This is a genomic window from Erwinia sp. MYb375, assembly GCF_037479175.1.
Classification (GTDB): domain Bacteria; phylum Pseudomonadota; class Gammaproteobacteria; order Enterobacterales; family Enterobacteriaceae; genus Erwinia; species Erwinia rhapontici.
In genome coordinates this window covers 271,708-290,851 of record NZ_JBBGZS010000010.1, presented here as the reverse complement: position 1 = coordinate 290,851, position 19,144 = coordinate 271,708, and the positions used below count along the sequence as shown (strand labels likewise).

At 42.5% G+C, this 19,144-nt stretch carries 15 protein-coding genes; 4 read left to right on the top strand and 11 right to left on the bottom strand.

The annotated features are described in order from the left end of the window. Window positions 1-10: 10 nt before the first annotated feature. From tssL to tssH, 11 genes are all read right to left on the bottom strand, one after another. Complete coding sequence (gene tssL / locus WH279_RS01360; RefSeq protein WP_339454764.1) at window positions 11-1,375, bottom strand: type VI secretion system protein TssL, long form; 1,365 nt, start codon at window positions 1,373-1,375, stop codon at window positions 11-13. Next, window positions 1,375-2,721, bottom strand: coding sequence for a type VI secretion system baseplate subunit TssK (gene tssK / locus WH279_RS01355; protein ID WP_339454763.1), 1,347 nt, complete (start codon window positions 2,719-2,721; stop codon window positions 1,375-1,377). Before tssK ends, tssL begins: the two co-directional genes overlap by 1 nt. Further along, on the bottom strand, window positions 2,718-3,218 hold the full coding sequence (tssJ, locus tag WH279_RS01350) for a type VI secretion system lipoprotein TssJ (RefSeq protein WP_339454762.1): 501 nt from the start codon (window positions 3,216-3,218) through the stop codon (window positions 2,718-2,720). Before tssJ ends, tssK begins: the two co-directional genes overlap by 4 nt. A gap of 252 nt (window positions 3,219-3,470) precedes the next feature. Continuing rightward, window positions 3,471-3,956: an Hcp family type VI secretion system effector gene (locus WH279_RS01345; protein ID WP_339454761.1), complete on the bottom strand. Its 486-nt coding sequence runs from the start codon at window positions 3,954-3,956 to the stop codon at window positions 3,471-3,473. 137 nt (window positions 3,957-4,093) lie between these two features. Then, window positions 4,094-5,593: a type VI secretion system contractile sheath large subunit gene (gene tssC, locus WH279_RS01340; protein ID WP_339454760.1), complete on the bottom strand. Its 1,500-nt coding sequence runs from the start codon at window positions 5,591-5,593 to the stop codon at window positions 4,094-4,096. Window positions 5,594-5,610: 17 nt separating this feature from the next. Beyond that, window positions 5,611-6,144: a type VI secretion system contractile sheath small subunit gene (tssB, locus tag WH279_RS01335; RefSeq protein WP_200642519.1), complete on the bottom strand. Its 534-nt coding sequence runs from the start codon at window positions 6,142-6,144 to the stop codon at window positions 5,611-5,613. A gap of 118 nt (window positions 6,145-6,262) precedes the next feature. Continuing rightward, window positions 6,263-6,856, bottom strand: a complete 594-nt coding sequence (locus tag WH279_RS01330; RefSeq protein WP_339454759.1) for a fimbrial protein — start codon at window positions 6,854-6,856, stop codon at window positions 6,263-6,265. Next, window positions 6,844-9,492: a fimbria/pilus outer membrane usher protein gene (locus WH279_RS01325; protein WP_339454758.1), complete on the bottom strand. Its 2,649-nt coding sequence runs from the start codon at window positions 9,490-9,492 to the stop codon at window positions 6,844-6,846. The genes WH279_RS01330 and WH279_RS01325 overlap by 13 nt, the downstream gene beginning before the upstream one ends. Window positions 9,493-9,517: 25 nt before the next feature. After that, complete coding sequence (locus tag WH279_RS01320) at window positions 9,518-10,267, bottom strand: fimbria/pilus periplasmic chaperone (RefSeq protein WP_339454757.1); 750 nt, start codon at window positions 10,265-10,267, stop codon at window positions 9,518-9,520. 146 nt (window positions 10,268-10,413) lie between these two features. Then, window positions 10,414-10,974, bottom strand: coding sequence for a fimbrial protein (locus WH279_RS01315; RefSeq protein WP_339454756.1), 561 nt, complete (start codon window positions 10,972-10,974; stop codon window positions 10,414-10,416). Between the two features lie 54 nt (window positions 10,975-11,028). Further along, window positions 11,029-13,725: a type VI secretion system ATPase TssH gene (gene tssH, locus WH279_RS01310; RefSeq protein ID WP_339454896.1), complete on the bottom strand. Its 2,697-nt coding sequence runs from the start codon at window positions 13,723-13,725 to the stop codon at window positions 11,029-11,031. A gap of 338 nt (window positions 13,726-14,063) precedes the next feature. On the opposite strand from tssH, the gene tssF reads away from it, so the two are divergent. The 4 genes from tssF (at window position 14,064) to WH279_RS01290 (ending at window position 19,136) form a co-directional block, all read left to right on the top strand. Then, window positions 14,064-15,965: a type VI secretion system baseplate subunit TssF gene (gene tssF, locus WH279_RS01305; RefSeq protein ID WP_339454755.1), complete on the top strand. Its 1,902-nt coding sequence runs from the start codon at window positions 14,064-14,066 to the stop codon at window positions 15,963-15,965. Window positions 15,966-15,967: 2 nt separating this feature from the next. Then, window positions 15,968-16,993, top strand: a complete 1,026-nt coding sequence (tssG, locus tag WH279_RS01300; protein ID WP_339454895.1) for a type VI secretion system baseplate subunit TssG — start codon at window positions 15,968-15,970, stop codon at window positions 16,991-16,993. Window positions 16,994-17,066: 73 nt separating this feature from the next. Then, window positions 17,067-18,134, top strand: a complete 1,068-nt coding sequence (locus WH279_RS01295; protein ID WP_339454754.1) for a type VI secretion system protein TssA — start codon at window positions 17,067-17,069, stop codon at window positions 18,132-18,134. Then, complete coding sequence (locus WH279_RS01290) at window positions 18,135-19,136, top strand: fimbrial protein (protein WP_339454753.1); 1,002 nt, start codon at window positions 18,135-18,137, stop codon at window positions 19,134-19,136. The last annotated feature ends 8 nt before the right edge of the window (window positions 19,137-19,144 follow it).

The following is a 19,144-nucleotide window of genomic DNA, read 5'->3' as shown; positions in this document are numbered from 1 at the left end:
GCTAATCTCATCAATAAGTAACGAAGAATTCTACGCGCCTGTTTTGCGCACGACCTTCGGGGTTACTATTACTACTCACTGGCTGAGTATCGCCTACGCCTTGAGTATGTATTTTTTTCTCAGATAAACCGGTGTTAACAAAAAGTTTGGCCACGGCTTTAGCTCGTAATTCAGAAAGAATAGTGTTGTTTTCAATTCCAGACTTGTGAATGGGCGTTGCGTCGGTATGTCCAACAATAATTACATTGCCATTGACTCTTTGTACTTCTTTCGCTACTCGATTCATAACATAATCCATATCAGGTTTTACGGATGTTGCGCCGACTTCGAATATCGAATCACCCTTGAATACGACTTTACTTTGCTCTTTTGTCTCGTCAACACTGACTAAACCTTTCGCTATTTCATTTCTTAACAAGTATGCGAGCCTAAGTTTCTTAGCCTCTGGTTTTGCCACATTCACTTTCCGCATCGCAAGAATTTTATGCTCAATAACACTCTGGTTAACTGATAACCAATATTTATACCAAAAGAACGTTGATGAAATTAAAATTCCGCATAACAACAATGTCACGCGTACGGGAACGATCAATTTCTCACGTTTCGGCTTCCCACGGCTAACCAATCCGTGTGGCGATAAAATTGTCGAAGTCGTATCTTTTGTGCTTTGAATAATGGTAAGTAAACGCTGTCTGATTTTCGTCAGTTGGCGGTCACCATCTTCAATAATACTGTAACGACCTTCAAATCCAAGCCCAAGAATACGCAAAAGTACCTCAAGTACGTCTGCATATTCATGGGGATTCATGGAAAGACGGCCAACAAGCAGGAAAAATTTGTTGCCCCCGTCGTTATCACCTTCGAAGTGGTTAAGTAAGTTACTCTGTGACCAGCCCGCACTCTGTGCCCACGCTTTTTCATGCGCGGCTTCGTCCAGTGCGGTACACAGACAGTAGCGAACAATGGCCATTTTCTTCCACGAGACATCTATCTCATCGCAAACAATAACGAAGAGATTTATTTCATTTTTAATACTTCTTTTGAGTACTTCAACATGTTCGCTCGAGTCAACATGTTCAGGCATTTCACTTAACGCGCGAAGCAAATACTGGCTAGCTTCCAGTAGTGGATTTTCAGCCTGCCTGATGTTTACCAGCCGTTGCTGGACACTCTCACTTCTGAGCGATGTTTCGTTTAAATAGTTTTTCTCGCTATGAAGAAATCGCTCAATTTCATCATGTTCTTTACTTTCCTTAATACTATTGTCAATGGAAATACTGTGCTCATCCGGCAGAAATCTGCCGAGCGCCTGAGGTGTAAGTTCTTCTGGTGGGATGTCTTCAGCCTCAAGACCACGATCCTGTATTTCGCTCATTAGTTCCTAACTCCCCAAAGTTCCATTTTCAATCCAGGGAATTCCCCGGCTACGTGCAGGGCAATTGCCCCTGTAGCAGAGATTTTTTCCCAGAATGGTCCACTTTTGAGCAGATCGAAATAAACATAACCTGAACTGTAAGGAATCTGTCGTGGAGGAACGGGTAAGGCTTGCAGGACTAGCCCTGGTAAATGCGACCTGACCAGCTCATGCAATTGCTGCGGTGCGCTAATTTTTGTCTGTGAAGTAAATTGCTGCTGCAACACATCCATTGCGAGTTGTGCATGGACAGCAAGAACAAGGTTTGAGAATGAGTGCAATTCTGCAGGCAACATAGATGCAGACCAGACACCATTTCCTTTTGGCAGTAACGGGATCATTTGTCCTGCCCGAACCAGTATCTGATTCAGAAGATAGTTCACTTCATCAACCAATGGTCGAATTGATTCATAAAGTCGAGCATGATCGTAACCTGGCGCAGCGACCGGACGGCGCGTCGTAGTCCGAACAAAAGTGGATAATTCACCCGAAAATTTTGCCAGTTCCTGATATATCAGGATCGGCGGTAGCTCAGGAATATGCCTGATATGATCAAGAAGTGGTTCATATTTATTGAAAATTTGTAGCAGCAAATAGTCAACAACCTCAGCACCGGCACTCGCTTTGCCATCGCTGGCGGATAGACGGGTTGCTAACATTTCTGCTCGCATTTTAACCAGACCGTTAAGGTGTGTTAACCATTCTGTCAGAAGTATATTAGCTGCATAAGCGGTTACTGGCGGAATATGGTCTTCTGAGTGAAGTAAAACACTACCATCGGGCTGTATTGCCCTTATTTTCGTTAATGGTAAACCGAGCCAGGACTCTGTCATTTCAGTTTCAGGTACCAGACGCATGCGTAATCGACTTAATTGAACAGGTTTAGCACCTTGTCTGATTGCGTTAGTATCATTGAGATTCGTTTCATAGGCCAAAAATCGGGCGAGTGAACTCTGATTGTTTTTATCAAAGATCGTCTCATCACTGTTTTCCAGACGAAGTGGAACGGCAAGATAGATCATCTTTCCTAAATGGTCTGGACTGATTGTCAGTGGCTCAGGGATTTCTGCATGCTCAGGGATATCGAATGGGGTTCCATCAGGCAGAACGCCGCCTCCCGATCTCAGAACCAGTTTTCCATATGCCAATGCTTCTTTATCTATATCATATTGGGAAAAACCCCAAAAAAAAGGATTGAGGGTCGCTGTGCGCTTATGTACAAAATATTCTAAATAGCGCTCTTGTTGTTGGAATAGTTGGGGACGTAGAAACAGTCCTTCGCTCCAGACGACTTTATTCGTTCTCACATCTTAATCCATTTTATTGTTGAGATTGAAGTTTTACTAAAGTCAATACTCAGAATTTGTGGCTCTTCTGAATGCATTAACTTCCACCAAGGGACAGGTTTAACCTCTGGAAGCATGATAGCTTTGTTCCAGTCCGCGAGATTTATATCCCGATATGCAGCGACTACTCCCAGAGCTACGCTGGATTTTCCAGGGCTAATCTCAATATTTCTTTTTTCACCTGGCATCAGAATAGCCTGATACAATTTTTTCGACTGTTGTGATAAAGCATTATTGGTGTTGTTTATTATTGAGTAATAATCACTGTTATCAAATGTATCGGGTGTGTTTAACTCATAGATATATATACCAAGAGGCGATGGCCTGTTGTGAATGTTAAGATTGACATCACTCGCAGCTAACAACGTAACCTTTATGCTATCCTGTTTTTTTTCGCCAGAGAACAAACTGCACGATGTCAAATTTAAGATAAAAAAAAGTGCAATAAATAGCAACATATAGCGTTCTGCGGACGTTTTTAACCATTTTGTCATCATAAAAATCTATTTTATAAAATGTAATAAAAGAAGACTACGCGGCATAAAACTTAAGCTGTGTGGTTATTCTTAACGCTATAAATATTAATTGCGTTAATCCATATCAAAAAATCGAATTCAGAATGCCCAGGAAGTCTACGTGATTTCCTGGGCAATATTTTTATTGGAAATATTCGCTATGGTTAAGATAGCGATTCATTTCCAAGTTGAGCGTTAACCGTGCAGGTTAGCTTTAACATCATAGGTAGCAGAGATAACGCCAGATTTCTGACCTTCAGCATTCTGCATGATGTAATCTTGTGTCATTTTCGAGAACGAGAATTTCACAGTTTCACGAGGGCGAGATTCATCTTCTACAGAACCGGCCATATCAACTAAAGTAATAATGACATCGGTAAATTTAATCAGCAAATACTCAAGAGGGTTACCACCCGCTTTACGGATGACGAATTGAATATTTTTGATGTGCTTACCTGTCAAACAGTAGTTCAACAGATTAGGGCTGGCTTTGTCTGTATAGTGCTCGAAGCAAAAATCACTCACAGTTGCCTTTCCTGAACCACCACCTGAACCACTGTGCATGTTCGAATGTTGACTCACGTCCCATCTCCATTTCAGGACTTGAATTTCATTTTTATGAATAGCATCTGGAGATTCACCATCGATACCATCAATTTTGATAAACATATCTTGTGACATGATAATTCCTTTTTTCTATGTGGTAAAAAGTCACAGCAAGTGCGACAACTGTATTGCCTACTTTAGGAAGGTTTAATTTTCTTCCTATTGTGGTTTGTTTGATAAATTCGAACCCAATTTGATGATTTCAAGTTTTATCATTTAGAACTTTTAAGCGAAGGTAATTTAGCAACCATGCGTAAAGACACAGTCAAACCTTCAAGCTGGAAATGAGGACGCAAGAAGAATTTGGCCTGGTAAAATCCTGGATTATCTTCAACATCCTCAACAACAACTTCAGCTGCTGCTAATGGACGACGCGCTTTAGTATCCATTGATGAGTTATTTGGATCACCATCGACGTAATTCATTATCCAGTCATTCAACCAACTTTGCATATCATCACGTTCTTTGAATGTACCAATTTTGTCACGGACAATACATTTCAGATAATGCGCGAAACGCGAACAGGCAAACATATAAGGAAGTCGTGCTGAAAGATTGGCGTTCGCAGTTGCATCTGGATCGTAATATTCAGCTGGCTTCTGCAGTGATTGGGCTCCAATGAAAGCCGCATAGTCTGTGTTTTTACGATGAATTAATGGAATGAAACCATTTTTCGCCAGTTCAGCTTCCCTGCGATCGGAAATCGCAATTTCCGTCGGGCATTTCATATCGATGCCGCCGTCATCCGTAGGGAAAGTATGGCACGGAAGATCTTCCACTACGCCACCACTCTCAACGCCACGAATCAAGGTGCACCAGCCGTAGTGTTTGAACGAGCGGTTAATATTGACTGCCATTGCATAAGCGGCGTTAGACCACGCGTATTTGCTATGATCCGCTCCGTCCGTTGTTTCCTCAAAGTCAAAAGCATCTACCGGATTCGTTCGAATTCCGTAAGGGAGGCGTGACAGGAAGCGAGGCATGGCGAGGCCGATGTAACGTGAGTCTTCAGAATTACGCAGTGAATTCCATGCTGCGTATTCGAGGTTTTGCGTGAAAATCTTGGTCAAATCACGCGGGTTGGCTAGTTCTTGCCATGACTCCATCTGCATCACCGATGGGGCTGCACCCGTAATGAATGGGGAGTGAGCTGAGGCAGAAATCTTAGCAATTGATGCCAGCAAATCAACATCGGGTGCCGTATGATCAAAATAGTAGTCCGCAACCAGACAACCATAAGGTTCACCACCCAGCTGACCATATTCCTCTTCATAAACCTGTTTAAACAGAGGACTTTGATCCCAGGCAATCCCCTTATATCTTTTCAGGTTGCGTCTCAATTCGTTTTTAGATATATCCATGAAACGAAGTTTCAGCTTTTCATCTGTTTCAGTATTGTTGACAAGATAATGCAATCCCCGCCACGCACTTTCCAGTGACTGGAATTTTTCATGATGAAGAATCAAGTTGATTTGCTCTGAGAGCTTTCTGTCAATTTCAGCAATGTAGACAGCAATATTTTTATATGCGTCATCAGCAATTGTCAGAGAGTTCGCCAGTGCTTGTTCAGCCAATGTTTTTACTGCTGATGCTACAGCAGATTTCGCCTGTTCAGATTTAGGCTTAAATTCTTTTGTCAAAAGAGCATTAAAGTCGCTATAGGAGGTTGCCGCTACAGCCGGCTTTTCATTTTTTACAGTTTGAGTTGACATAGTTCCCTCTACAATAATCAGTCGATCTCAGAAGCATTGGTATCTGGCGGGGTCGGTCTTGCTTCACTGGCCAGTGCATTCAGTAATGCTTTATCCTTCAGCACTTGAGTGACCAGGCTCTCAGCCCCAGCTTTACCATCCATGTATGTTTGTAAGTTAGCCAGTTGTGTTCTTGCTTCAAGTAACTGAGATAAAGAATCAACTTTTGTTGCAATAGCATCGGGTGAAAAGTCGTGAATGCTTTCGAAGGTCATATCAATCATTAACATGCCTTCTCCGGTTAACGTATTAGGTACAGCAAATGCAACCCGAGGCTTCATTGCTTTCATGCGTTCATCGAAGTTATCAATGTCAATGCTCAGGAACTTCCTGTCAACAACCGCTGGAAGTGGTTCTAAAGGTGTTCCAGATAAATCAGCGAGCACGCCCATAACAAAAGGCAACTCGATTTTTTTCTCACTTCCGTAAATTTCAACATCATATTCAATTTGGACTCGAGGTGCCCGGTTTCTGGCAATGAACTTCTGCGCACTGCTTTTATTGATCGCCATTACTACTCCTTTTTAAAAATTCCATGAGCATATATAAGAATATCGAGTGCGATATTTATCTATAATTTATTTGCTTGTAAAGTTATTTTTTTGACACTATTTGGTGTAGTTGGAGTTTTTATTTATAAAAAAGCTCGATTCCCGCTGTCGTTTTTACCAATCCGGGTGTTACACCTTCTTTACCATTTGCAAAATAGTTTGCAATGTAGTCATGCGTTACCATATCGCCTGATTCAGAAATAAAATAGTTCTGCGCACTGGCGAGATCATCAATACTAATTTGTGTCCCGTCTTCTTTTCGGAGTCTTATTTGTGTGTTTTTACTATATTCATCTCCTAATGTATTTAGTAAGTTTCCAGTTAATGGATCTGCTTGTGATATGTTACTGACGAATTTTAACATTACATTTCTATTCGTCGGGCAGTTCTTTAGTCCAATATCAAATGTTCCACTGCCGGCTTCACTCCCAGGCACTCTAAGGCTCTGAGTGGATATTGCTGGTAATTCAACGGTGTCTGTATTTTCTTTGCCATTAATTACAACCTCGCATGTTTCATCGTTGTATATCCCTGTAAATGAAACATTGACTATGCAGTTCTTACAGTCTTCAGCAGCTACAATATTTTGGCTAGCTGTTACTATAACGATTAACAGCATCCCTGAATATAGGATTTTACTCAAACATGGGATTGCACTATTCATATTATGCATTTTACCTCCATGGTAACTATATTTTTATTACCTTTGTCGGATGGCGCAATCCATTTTTTGTTAGGAAGAATACGGCACTTACTTCGTCCTTCATCCCATTTTGCATTCAGTATGCTTATCGTTGGGTCCCAGCCGCGAATAAATGCCATCCCATTTTGTCCGATAATACCCTGGCTTATGCCATTCTCATTGAACAATTCTGTGCCTATCGGCAGATAACTATTATCAGAGCGTTTAACAATAAGTATGTAAGGCGTTCCAACAATTGTCTTCATGTTAACCAAAATGGCTGATCCCGCTCTTGGCACAACTGTGCTTTCACTTTCTAGCACATCAACTGTTGCGGGTAGTCCTCTCGTATCGATAGAAACTCTGTTTTCCCGATACGCTGTTAATGAAGGCATAATGGCATACCCATTTGAGTCGACTTTCGAACCATAACCATTTAATAGTTTGGCACCCCTTCCTCCTGGAGCATTGATGATAGCAAAGGGAGAATCACCTATAGGTGGACCCGCCGTGATACCGCCCTGATGACCGACAATACTTCCGTTAGCGGACAAAGAGACCTGATTAGTTGATTTATTATCAGCCGATGCTGTCAGGCCGAGGTTTCCTATAGGGGAACGATAGAAAGCATTGCCAGAGACAGTTTCCTTAGTGCCCTCATTATGACTGTTCGTTGTTGTTGTCCCAATCCCATAGTTCAGTTCATTCATTTCACCCTGGCTACCATTGGCATTGACCTGCAGGGAAGATCCACCTCCCTCATCGTGCGTCAGAGTGGTATAGATTGAGCTAAAGACTGGCTGACTGCTGATACTCCGGCCAAGTGGTATGTTGAAAGACAACATATAAGTGTTCTCATTTCTACGATTACTATTCATCGTTCGCATACCCGTAAGTGAGTAAGAAAAATATTTTTCAGACTTATTATAGGTTAGGGAGTATTGTCTGGTCCCGGATCTATTGTCCCAGTATTTATACATGCTACCAGTGAAGTTCAGATAAGCATCATTCCATAATCGCTGGCCAATAGTCAGGGTCAGACGTTGTTTTGCTCGATAATCTGATTCTTGGTTATTTCTAGAAGCGTATCGCTCAAGGCTTGCTTCTCTAAATGTATAATATCCTGCCGTTGAGTACTTATAAGCAGCAAGAGTAAAATCTGTATTTGTTGTTTCCAGGTAGCGACTAAAACCTACTCTAAAACTATTGCCAGCTTTGTTTTTATTTTCAGAAATTTGGCTTTTTGCGTGTGTGACATCCACCGAGAAACCACCAATTGGTGTGTTAAATGCATTACCCAAGGCCGTTGAATAGAAATGTTCCGAAAGTTGCCCGCCGCCATACAGTGTGTACATATTGCCCACACCGTACTGGTACACGCCCTGCATTACCTTCGGTTTCGTTCTTAATTTATCTTCTCTGAGCTCCCCTGCATTGACACTAAACAAAGATACACCCTGATGTAGTAACATCGGTGGTGCAGAGAATGGAATGCTTTGACTTTTGACTCGACCATCGGCTTCTGTTACCGTCATTTCGAGGTCTCCACCATATCCCATTGCCCCAACATCAGTAAGCTCAAACGGGCCAGGCGGAACCACAGTTTCATATACTGTCTGCCCACGCTGAGTAATGGTGACTTTGGCATTGGTTTCTGCCACGCCTCTAATTACAGGAACGTAGTTTCTTAATCCTTCGGGCAGCATACGTTCATCTGATTGTAAAATAATGCCTCGAATATTATAACTGTCGAATACATCTCCTCTGGTATTACTATCACCTATTGTGAGGCTGCTTTGTAACCGAATGATGTCTGTTTGAGCAAAACCAAATAAATTTTGCGTATTCGAAGTCCCACGGCTGGACATGCCTACGTTCAGACGCTTTCTGAAACGCCATCCTTTAGCATTGAATCCTGTCTGCATACCGATATTGCCAGTATAAATAATGTTATTACTTCTGGATCCGTACTTTGAACCAGTATAACTTCGATACATATTAGCATTGTAATCAAGGAAAATCGCGGGAACGCCTGCATCCCAAAGGCTGGGGTCAATATAACCTCGCGGATGATAAATAATATTAACCTGTGGTACAGTAATGTTTAACTCATAATCACCTGCGTTATAGTTCACCGAACTATCTTCGATGACACTTTGCAATGTAAAACTGATCTCTTTCTGTTTTTTATCAGTTTGTAGAGGTGTATTATTCTCTGAATTTAATTTTATCCCAATATTTTTTAGATCCTGCAGTGTAAAGTGCGGCTGAGCATTTGGGTTCTCTTTGGAGTTTTTAAAGGTGACGTCATATTTAATACGATGTTTTTTATTAACTATGATGAAAATACTATAAACACCAGGTTCAATCCTGTTACCTTCACTAAAACGTGAAACGTCTACCCCGGAACCGTGGATAAACATCGGGTTATAATCAACTCTTATCGGATCGCTGGTTCCATCGGCTATTTTTGTCTCTCCGCCATCTTGTGCGACAGCGACTGAGCAAACCATCCCTGCAAATAGTTTAAACGCACTGTAAATGCGGATGCTGATGCTATTGATTTTTTTCTGTGCTATGCCTCTTTTCGATATTAAATGACCCAATTGGTAAGCTCCTTTTTCCAATGAGAATCTTTAGATTGACTGCTTTCTATTTCATACTTTCGAGCGTTAATTCATCTCCTGCTGCCTTCAGTTTACCAACCAAAGCGGCGCCGTAATCGTTTAGTAAGCTAAACTCGCCACCAGTAAGATTCGTTATTGCTGGTGAATTTTTGGAAAAAGTAAACTCTGAGGATGAAAATGGTGCGACCATTTCTGCATTTACACTCACTTTTTGTGCCCCAGAAAAGAGCGTCATAGTGTCAAAAGAATAGTAATAAGGAGTCGGATTGTTGATCTTCACCTTTTTTCCTTGTCTTGCAACCGTCCACTTTAGATCTTTTGCTCCCAGGTTGCTCGTGGCTTTGTCCAAAGATTTAGGGCGATAGAATATTTTTATTCTTGTTCTGAAAGCCAGTTCTAATCTGTCTTTCGCTGGCCCTTTATAAACAGGGGGGATTTCCAGCATGTTTAACCAGAAAACCGATTCTCTGTCTTTGGGCAATACCATGTTGTTATAGATCAATCGTAGACTTTGCCCTTTGCCAGGTTCTACGCGATATACCGGGGGAGTAACAATGAATGGTACTTTCATCGTGTTGACATCAGCGGCAGAATGTCCATCATCTACCCAAACCTGAACTAAAGAAGGGTTATTTCCTTTATTCGTCGTTCTTACTGTGACTTCTTGTTCACTACCAGGGAAAATAACACGAGTCCCAGCGATTGTCATCGCTGCCATCGAGCTTGTTGACAATGTAATAGTAGTAAAGACCGCTATGAGTGTTTTATATATCATCGCATTATCATCTTAACATTAAAAGGAAAGCATAAAGCAGCAGAGGAGTCAGATAACTATTCCATTTAGTGTTATCTGACTCACTCGATTCTTAATCCACAATTAATGAATAACCATGGATTAAGTCCCCTAACATATTAAGGGCTTTATGGATAACTCAGGGTGTACATGGCGGTAGCAGTAACCAAGCCTGGGGTTGTTTTAGCAGTCGCATAGTAGCCACCATAATAGCGCATCGTTGCTGTCCCTGCTGCCTCAACCTCAAATGACTCACCTGTATCACCCAGTAACAGCTGATTCTGCTCTGCATCAGAGTTATACAGACGGATTTGAACACCCGTTGCTGGCTTGTCTTCGCCTACAGTTACTGCCTTATTTTCCAGGTTGCCTGTTTTTGAATCCACACCAGTGCTTCCAATCGCTTCAAAGTGTGCTGCGACCTTCTTGATTGATTTATCGCAATCTTTTACTTTAATTTCAAAAACTTTACTACCAGCGGTGGCACCCGCTGCAGCCAGCGTTTGGGTTGATAATGTTGGCAGAGTAACCATAATATTATCCATGCCATCCTCAAGCTGACAAGTTTCAGCAATCAGTTTACCGTTGAATGTTACTTTACCCTGACCGACCCCTAGATCTGCAGCATAAGAATAAGAAGCTGTGAGGCTAAGTGCCAGAGCGGTTGCTAAAAACTTCATCTTTTCCATGATATATAACCTCTATAAAGCTAATGATAATATTTTTGTATGTAACTTATTGCATTAACTACCCTTTTTAACTTTTCCTTTTTGCAAATTCTCCTTTTCTGGGAATAGTATGGTTATTTCCTTATCCGCGTTGACACTTAAATTGATAATTTTTCCATCGATGCCGTTCTCACTACTGAGTATTTTCCGTGCCATCTCAGGCATGATGTTTTGCTCAATGAAACGAATTAACATACGTGCGCCAGTTTCTGCGACAGGGCACTGTTCTACAACGAACCTCACCAACTGAGTATCATACTTAAGCGACGCATGATGTTGTTCATGTAAACGTTTACCAATTCTATCCAAATGAACTCTTACAATATGCTCAAGTGTGGAAGATTGTAATGGCAAGTAAGGAACTACACTGACACGCCCTAAAAATGCAGCCGGGAATGTTTTTAGTAGCTCTGGTTGTAATAATTTTCTTAAGCCATTTATATCTGGAGCCGTATCAATATCGGCATAGACACTGCTTATCACTTCACTACCGGCATTACTGGTTAACAGTATAATAGTATTTTTGAAATTTATATGGCGCCCCTCACCATCCTCCATCCAGCCTTTATCAAAAACCTGGAAAAATAGCTCATGAACATCTGGATGCGCTTTCTCAATTTCATCCAGCAATATTACACTGTATGGTTTCCTGCGTACGGCTTCCGTTAATACACCACCTTCACCGTATCCAACATATCCTGGAGGTGATCCCTTCAATGAAGAAACGGTGTGGGCTTCTTGGTATTCACTCATATTGATAGTAATGAGATTCTGTTCACCGCCATACAGTTGCTCAGCCAGTGCCAGTGCAGTTTCTGTTTTTCCTACACCAGATGGCCCCACAAGCATAAACACACCAATAGGTTTTCCGGGATCTGCTAAACCTGAACGGGAAGCCTGAATACTCTGACTGACCAAATCTAAAGCATGAGATTGGCCTGTCACTCTTTCCTCAAGACGTGACGGCAACTCCAGTACGGTCCGAATATCATCTTTCATCATCTGGCCGACGGGTATACCTGTCCAGTTAGCAACAATACTGGCTATGACTTCGGCGTTAACCTCAGCCTGGACAAGCGGATGCTCATGTCGACTCTTTTTAAGCGTTGTTTCCAATGCGCTAAGCTTCTTCTGAACAAGGCTGATGTCTTCTGGTGATGGGGATTCTTGCTGGATCAGTGTATCGAGTTCTTCTCGGGTTGCGACGATTTCAGCAACCAGAGTTCTTTCCTGCTCCCAACGTGAAGATAGAATCTGGGCCTGCTCTTCGTGTTGCGTTATATCTTGCTGTAACTCATCAATGCGTTGACGTTGCTCTTTACCGAAGGCAAGTGCTTTTTCTGCGAGTGATAACTCAGTTTGGGCTGTCTCCGCCTGGAATTTTCTAAGCAAAAGCTCTGCTGGCGGTGCAAATTGCATCACTGCAACACGTGCGCACGCCGTATCCAGCAAACTGATCGCCTTATCAGGCAGCTGACGGGCAGGAATGTAACGGTGAGAAAGTCGCACAGCTGCCTGTAGTGCTTCATCCATTATCCAAACTTTATGGTGCTTTTCGAGCATAGGAACCAGACCACGTAACATTGACGTAGCCGTGTTTTCATCTGGCTCCTCGACTTGCAATACCTGAAAACGTCTCGTTAAAGCAGGGTCTTTCTCAATGTGACGTTTAAATTCACTCCAGGTTGTGGCACCAATCGTGCGAAGCTGGCCACGCGCAAGAGCCGGCTTAAGCAAGTTGGCTGCATCGCCTGTTCCTGCATTACCACCTGCACCAATAAGTGTATGAACTTCATCAATAAAGAGAATAACGGGTTGAGGTGACCCAATGGCTTCATCTAGCACGGATTTCAGGCGTGCTTCAAACTCGCCTTTCATACTGGCACCCGCAGAGAGAGCTACGATATCCAGGGCTAACAAGCGGACTTGAGAAAGGGAAGGTGGGACTTTACCTGCAACAATCGCCTGTGCTAATCCTTCTACTACTGCTGTTTTGCCTACACCAGCTTCACCGGTTAATAGCGGGTTATTTTGGCGTCTGCGCAGCAGTATATCGACCATGGTATTGATCTCATGGTCGCGACCTAGCACGGGATCAATTTTCCCCTCACGTGCTAATGCAGTAAGGTCTGTAGAGTACTGTGTAAGAGATGCTGAGTTTTCATTTGTATTGATAGCATTGCTGGCTTGCCCCGGTAGATCGCTATCATGATGAACATCATCTTCTGACTCATTAGCTTCAGTAGAAGAACGCGTAATGTAGTTAAAATCTTTAGTTAATACATCAAGTTGAACATTGTCGAATACTGGAGAGATCGCCGATAAGACGCGACGCAATTCCATTGTCGTCAGCATTGCAATCAATAGGTGACCGCTTCTGATGCGACTCGCATAGCACTCCAGACTTGCATAAATCCATGCACGCTCAATTGCTAGCTCAATGTGATATGAAAAATCAGAAATAGTACTGGCCCCTGTAGGCAATCTAATGATTGCCTCAGAAAGATTCCGCTCCAGGGTTGCAGCATCAAGTTCAAAATGCCTAAAAATACTTTTCAGGTCACTGTCTTCTTGCTGCCATAATTGGTTGAGCCAATGGGTTATTTCGACATATGGGTTGCCGCGAAGTTTGCAATAAGTTGTTGCGCTCTCAATGCTTTTAAACAACGAATTATTGAGTTTTCCAAATAAGTTTTTTCTCGTGATGGCCACTAATTCATCCCTTAATCCTAATGAAGAAGAAGCTGTTAAAATTAACTTCATCTGTTTTTCGATAGTACTAAATTTTAACAAGGCAACTAAAGATAAACTTCTTGTCTGAATTTTATTTAGGAATATGAATCGGTCACTATTCCTAAAATTATTTTTTGGATAAATTACGTAGTTTTGTTCTTCTTTTTTTGTGTTATGTTCTTATTTCTATAATAGATGAAGTAGAACCTTGAAAATATAAAAAAAAGGGTCGATTTTTTATCGTCAATGGAAAATAGCTAGCGAAAAAATAAATTCGCTAATAAGAGTGGCTAATACAGATTTAGTGAGAAATGTCAGTGGATCATAAATTTCTTGATTATTACAATCAGGAACTTACGTTTATGAAAGAAATGTCACGTGAGTTTGCTGAGAAACATCCTAAAATTGCTGGCCGCCTGGGAATGCATGGCATAGACGTCGCTGACCCCTATGTTGAAAGACTTATTGAGGCATTTTGTTTTCTATCTGCCCGAACTCAGATAAAACTGGATGCAGAATTTCCTAAGTTTACTCAAAGGCTATTGGATGTTATCTATCCAAACTATAACTCTCCTACTCCTTCAATCGGTGTTGTTCAATTACAGCCTAATCTGAAAGAAGGTGATTTGATGCAGGGTTATTTAGTCTCAAAAAATAGTGCTTTTCATACTCGAATTTTACCGGGCGAGGCTACCCGTTGTGAGTTTCGCAACGGACAGGATCTCACGCTTTGGCCGGTTGAAATTACTGAAGCACGCCTGACCTCTATTCCTCCTGATCTACCAAATTTGGAGCGATATCGTATATCTCATTCCCGACTCAAAGGTGCGTTACGCATCAAGCTAAAATTACAGGGTGATATTGTATTCTCACAGCTAGAAGGGCTAGACCAGTTACCTTTTTATATCGATGGTGATGAAAGGATCGTCTCACATATTTTTGAGCTATTACATACCAGCCATGTTGCCATGGTTGTTCGCGCAGGTGATTCAGCAGGTGATTCAGCAGGTGAGGCAAAGGTAGAAGATGTCGTTGTCAGTGAAAAGCCACTGACCTTCGAGGGGCTAAAACCGGAACAAAGCGTTTTACCGCTTTCATGGAACATGTTCCATGGACATAACCTCATCCAGGAGTATTTCTCCTGCCGTCAGCGATTTTATTTTTTTACGTTAAATCATCTGGCAGATAGCCTGAGGAAAAATAATTCCAATGAGGCTGAACTCATTATTTTACTTGACCGATTGCCACAAGATTTAATCGGTCATATCGATGCATCCCGGTTTCTTCTGCACTGCACCCCGGTTATCAATCTTTTCCCTAAGTTAGTCGATAGGATAGAAATTAACAGGGCACTGCATAGTTTCCATGTTGTTCCTGACCGGAGCAGGCCTTTAGATTATGAAGTTTTCTCAGTCAATCGGCTATTGGGGCAGAAGGCTGAAAGCAGTGATGAGGTCGTTTTTAAACCCCTGTATCATACCCGACATTCTGATGATGGAAACTTTGGTCGCTATTTTTCTATTCGTAGAGAAGCAAGAATCAAGGATAAGAATACCAGGAAATACGATACTCGTACTCCCTATGTGAGCACTGAAGTTTTCGTTTCATTAGTAGATCAGAATGAGGCGCCTTTTAGCGATGATATCAGGTATCTGTCTATTGATGCGATGGTGACTAATCGGGATCTTCCGCGCCTTATCAAGGCAAGTGGTAGCTTAGACCTGACGATGTCTGGTTCTGTTCCTGTTCACGGTGCAATGTTTGTCTGCCAACCCAGTGCTCCGCGTCCGGCATTTGCCCTGGGAGAAGCGTCATGGCGATTAATTCGTCAACTAAGTTTTAATTACCTTCCACTCTCAGATATGGACCATGGATTAGGTGGGGAATCGTTGCGTAATATGCTTAGCCTCTTCCTCAATGGTGCGGATCAGGAGTCGATTGCTCAGGTTAACAGCCTTGTGGGATGCAAAAGTGAACCTGTTATTAGGCGTATTCCTGGCGATGGCCTGTTGGTTTATGGTCGGGGAGTACGCTGTATGTTAACGGTGGATGAAGAGGGATTTTCGGGCATTAGTCCATACTTATTTGGCCTTATCATGGAAAACTACTTGGCTCGTCATGCTGCGATAAATATTTTTACTGAGACAGAATTACACTCAATGCAGAGAGGGCTTATTGCGCGCTGGGGAGCACGGCCTGGAAGGCGTGGAGCACTGTGAATATGAAAGAAAATTCACACGTTCAACCAATGACCTCCGAGCTAGAAACTTGGTTCAAGGAGGATGAACCCTGGAACGCGGGCTACATTAGCTTAATGCGTGCAATAGCGGCAAAGAAGAGTGATATGCCACCGATTGGTAGGGCTAAGCTTCCTGGACAGGAAGCTTTCCGCATCGGGCAGTGTTCTTATATGGCTTTTGCTCCACGTGAAATATCTGCTATTTCAATGGAAAGCGGCAAGGTCAATCTTGAGCTATTTGGTTTAGGAATATGGGGCCCTCAGGGGGCGATGCCGCTGCATTTTTCTGAGTTGGCTTATTCTCGCTCAGAAGCTTACGATAATACGCTGGTTGATTTTGTTAATATATTTCATCATCGAGCATTATCGTTGCTGTATCGTGCGTGGTTTTTATCACAGGATACGGCCTCTCTTGACCGTAAACATGATGAGAGATTTTCATTTTATGTCGGAAGCCTGATCGGTATCGATGCGCAAGAACTTATACATTCTCACTTGCCGCCACATGCTCGATTAGCATCATCTTCGCACCTGATTCGTGAATCTCGTAATCCAGAAGGGATCATTGGCGCTTTACACTATTATTTTCAGGTGCCAGTGCGAATGGAGGAGTTCGCAGAACAGTGGATACGTTTGGATAAATGCGATCAAACTATTTTGGGTGATGATGCCTGTGCGATGCTGCTTGGAGATGGGGCCATTCTCGGCAATACCGTGAGAGATTGTCAGCACAAGTTCAAGCTTATTTTAGGTCCTCTCACCCTTGAAGAATATATGCAGTTCAGTCCCTGGGGAGATGATCTTCCGGTCTTGCAGGAGTGGGTGAAAAATTTTGTTGGGTATGAGTATGCATGGGATATACAGCTCGTTTTGGCTGCAGAAGAAGTTCCCCATGCAACGTTAAATGGTACGCATCAGCTTGGCTATGCGACCTGGCTTGAAAGGCTGGATAACATAGAACCGGTTTCTGGCATGAGCTTTGAACCAGAAATTTATTGCCACAGCTAAGTTATGATGTGGTTTTTATCATGTGTATGCCGGGGATGGGCATATATACCAGATGTTAATTAGGAGGGAGCCTGTGTCTGATACTATCATCACTGAAATAAGTCAATTTTACAGTGAATTTTTGCAGCCCGTATCGGATGAATTTCCATGTGGTGACAGTCTTGAGTATGACTCTGCCTTTATTCTTCTTCTGTCTAACATTCAACCGAAGCAGGGCGCTGAATACGGTAATTTTGTTGAACAGGCGGAACCTGTAAATTGGTCGGAAGTGCAGCGCGAGTGTGCTGCCCTGATGCAAAAAAGCAAAGATGTGCGTTTGTTTATTATTATGATCCGCTGTCGCCTACGGCAGATCGGTTTAGTGGCGGTAGAGGAAGGAATCACAGCTCTAAAAGCACTCATCGATATTTTCCCTGAACAGTATTACCCCTTATTGTTTGATGAAGGTGATTTTGAGCCAGTAATGCGGGCTAATGCATTTTCAGAACTGGATGATACTTCAGGGTTAATTACAGACTTAAGAAATCACAAATTGCCTAAAGCGGCGGGTCAGGTTATTGCTTTAAAGGATTTTGAGAAATCTTTCGCCACTCCTCGTGAGCCGGATGCGCTTCCCGAGGCGATGATCTCTGCAATGTTAGAGGAGTGGTATCAACAGGCTGATAAAGAGATTATCTCTTTGAGCCGTGCGGTGAAGTCTTTGCTGGCAATCCGGCACTCCTTAAGGGACAGCCTCGGTGAAGAAACTCCCGAGCTGCCGATAATCACACATCTTCTCACTCTTTTTCCACAGTCTTCATCTGTGGTTGACGAGCATTTTTCTGAACCTGAAAGCGATGAAACCCATCTTGAATCCATTGAGGGCGATGCCAGTGCAATGCCACGTGACGTGCAAAAAGATACAGAGCAGCCTGTAAGGCGCGCTGTTTCAACATTGCAAATTAACAATAAGATAGAGAATCGCCAGGATGCTTTAGCACAGTTAATTGAGATAAGGACGTGGTTTACACGCATGGAGCCAAGTAGTCCCGTTATTTTACTACTGGAGCTGGCAGAAAGCATGGTTGGCAAACGTTTCACTGAACTAATGAAAATCCTGCCATCAGAACTCGTAAATAAAATTGACAGCGAGAACACGTAAATGAAATTTTTTGGATTGAAAATTTTAATGGCATGTTGTGCATTAGTCAGTAACGCTTTGCACGCTGAGTGTACCCTCGATACGTCTGGGGAAGCAGATAGAGGACCACCCATTACTTTTATTCTCCCTGCCCAGGCTTTGAGTATCAGTGCAGATAAACCCGTCGATACCTCAATGCCATTCGCCACACTCGTCACGCCACTGGCGGGACACGCTGTAACCTATATCAACTGTACGCCTGGCAGTGCTTATGGAGGGGTGCCTTACGGTCTTCCTACTCCAAGTGGAAATAATATGTATCCTACCAATATTCAGGGAGTTAGTATGAAAATTCGGTGGGATAATGGCACTGATAAAAAAGACATCCCTTATGGCGGTAATATGCCTATGGAGGCACTTCGCTTCGTCTATTTTGCGAATTCTTATTTCGTCGTTGAGTTTTTTAAAACGGCAGAGGTTCTTCGTTTGATACCTAATAAAGAAAATGTTGTCTTTGATGGCGGTGATTCCGCCTATAATTTTGTTGGTGTCAATGCAATGTCGAATTATGCACAAAAACTAAATATAGGAAAAATTACACTCAATAGTACGCCCGCCTGTACTTTTGAGAGCACCAAAAACATTGATTTCAATACTGTTACACCAACGCTGGCTGATTCCGGTGTTGAGCGTCCACTCGACTTTGAAATGAACTGCAGGACTGACTATGGAAAATATTCGGTCCTTGCTTCAGTTATTGCGGACGCTCGTACAACAGATGGTAAATATATTACTGTTACTGATGCCGGAGGAAATAAGGATCGCCTGAGAATTCAAATACGAGATCATGAAGGGGCTGATATTTCCGTTGATGGTTCAAGTTTGAGAAAAGTAATAAGTAACGATAAAGTCCCGGCACAGTTTAAATGGACGGCGACATTGTCGTCACTGGGCAAGACAGGTAAAAGGCCCACCGGCGGTAAATTTGATGCCAGTGCCGAGATCGTTTTACAAGTAAATTAACACCTATT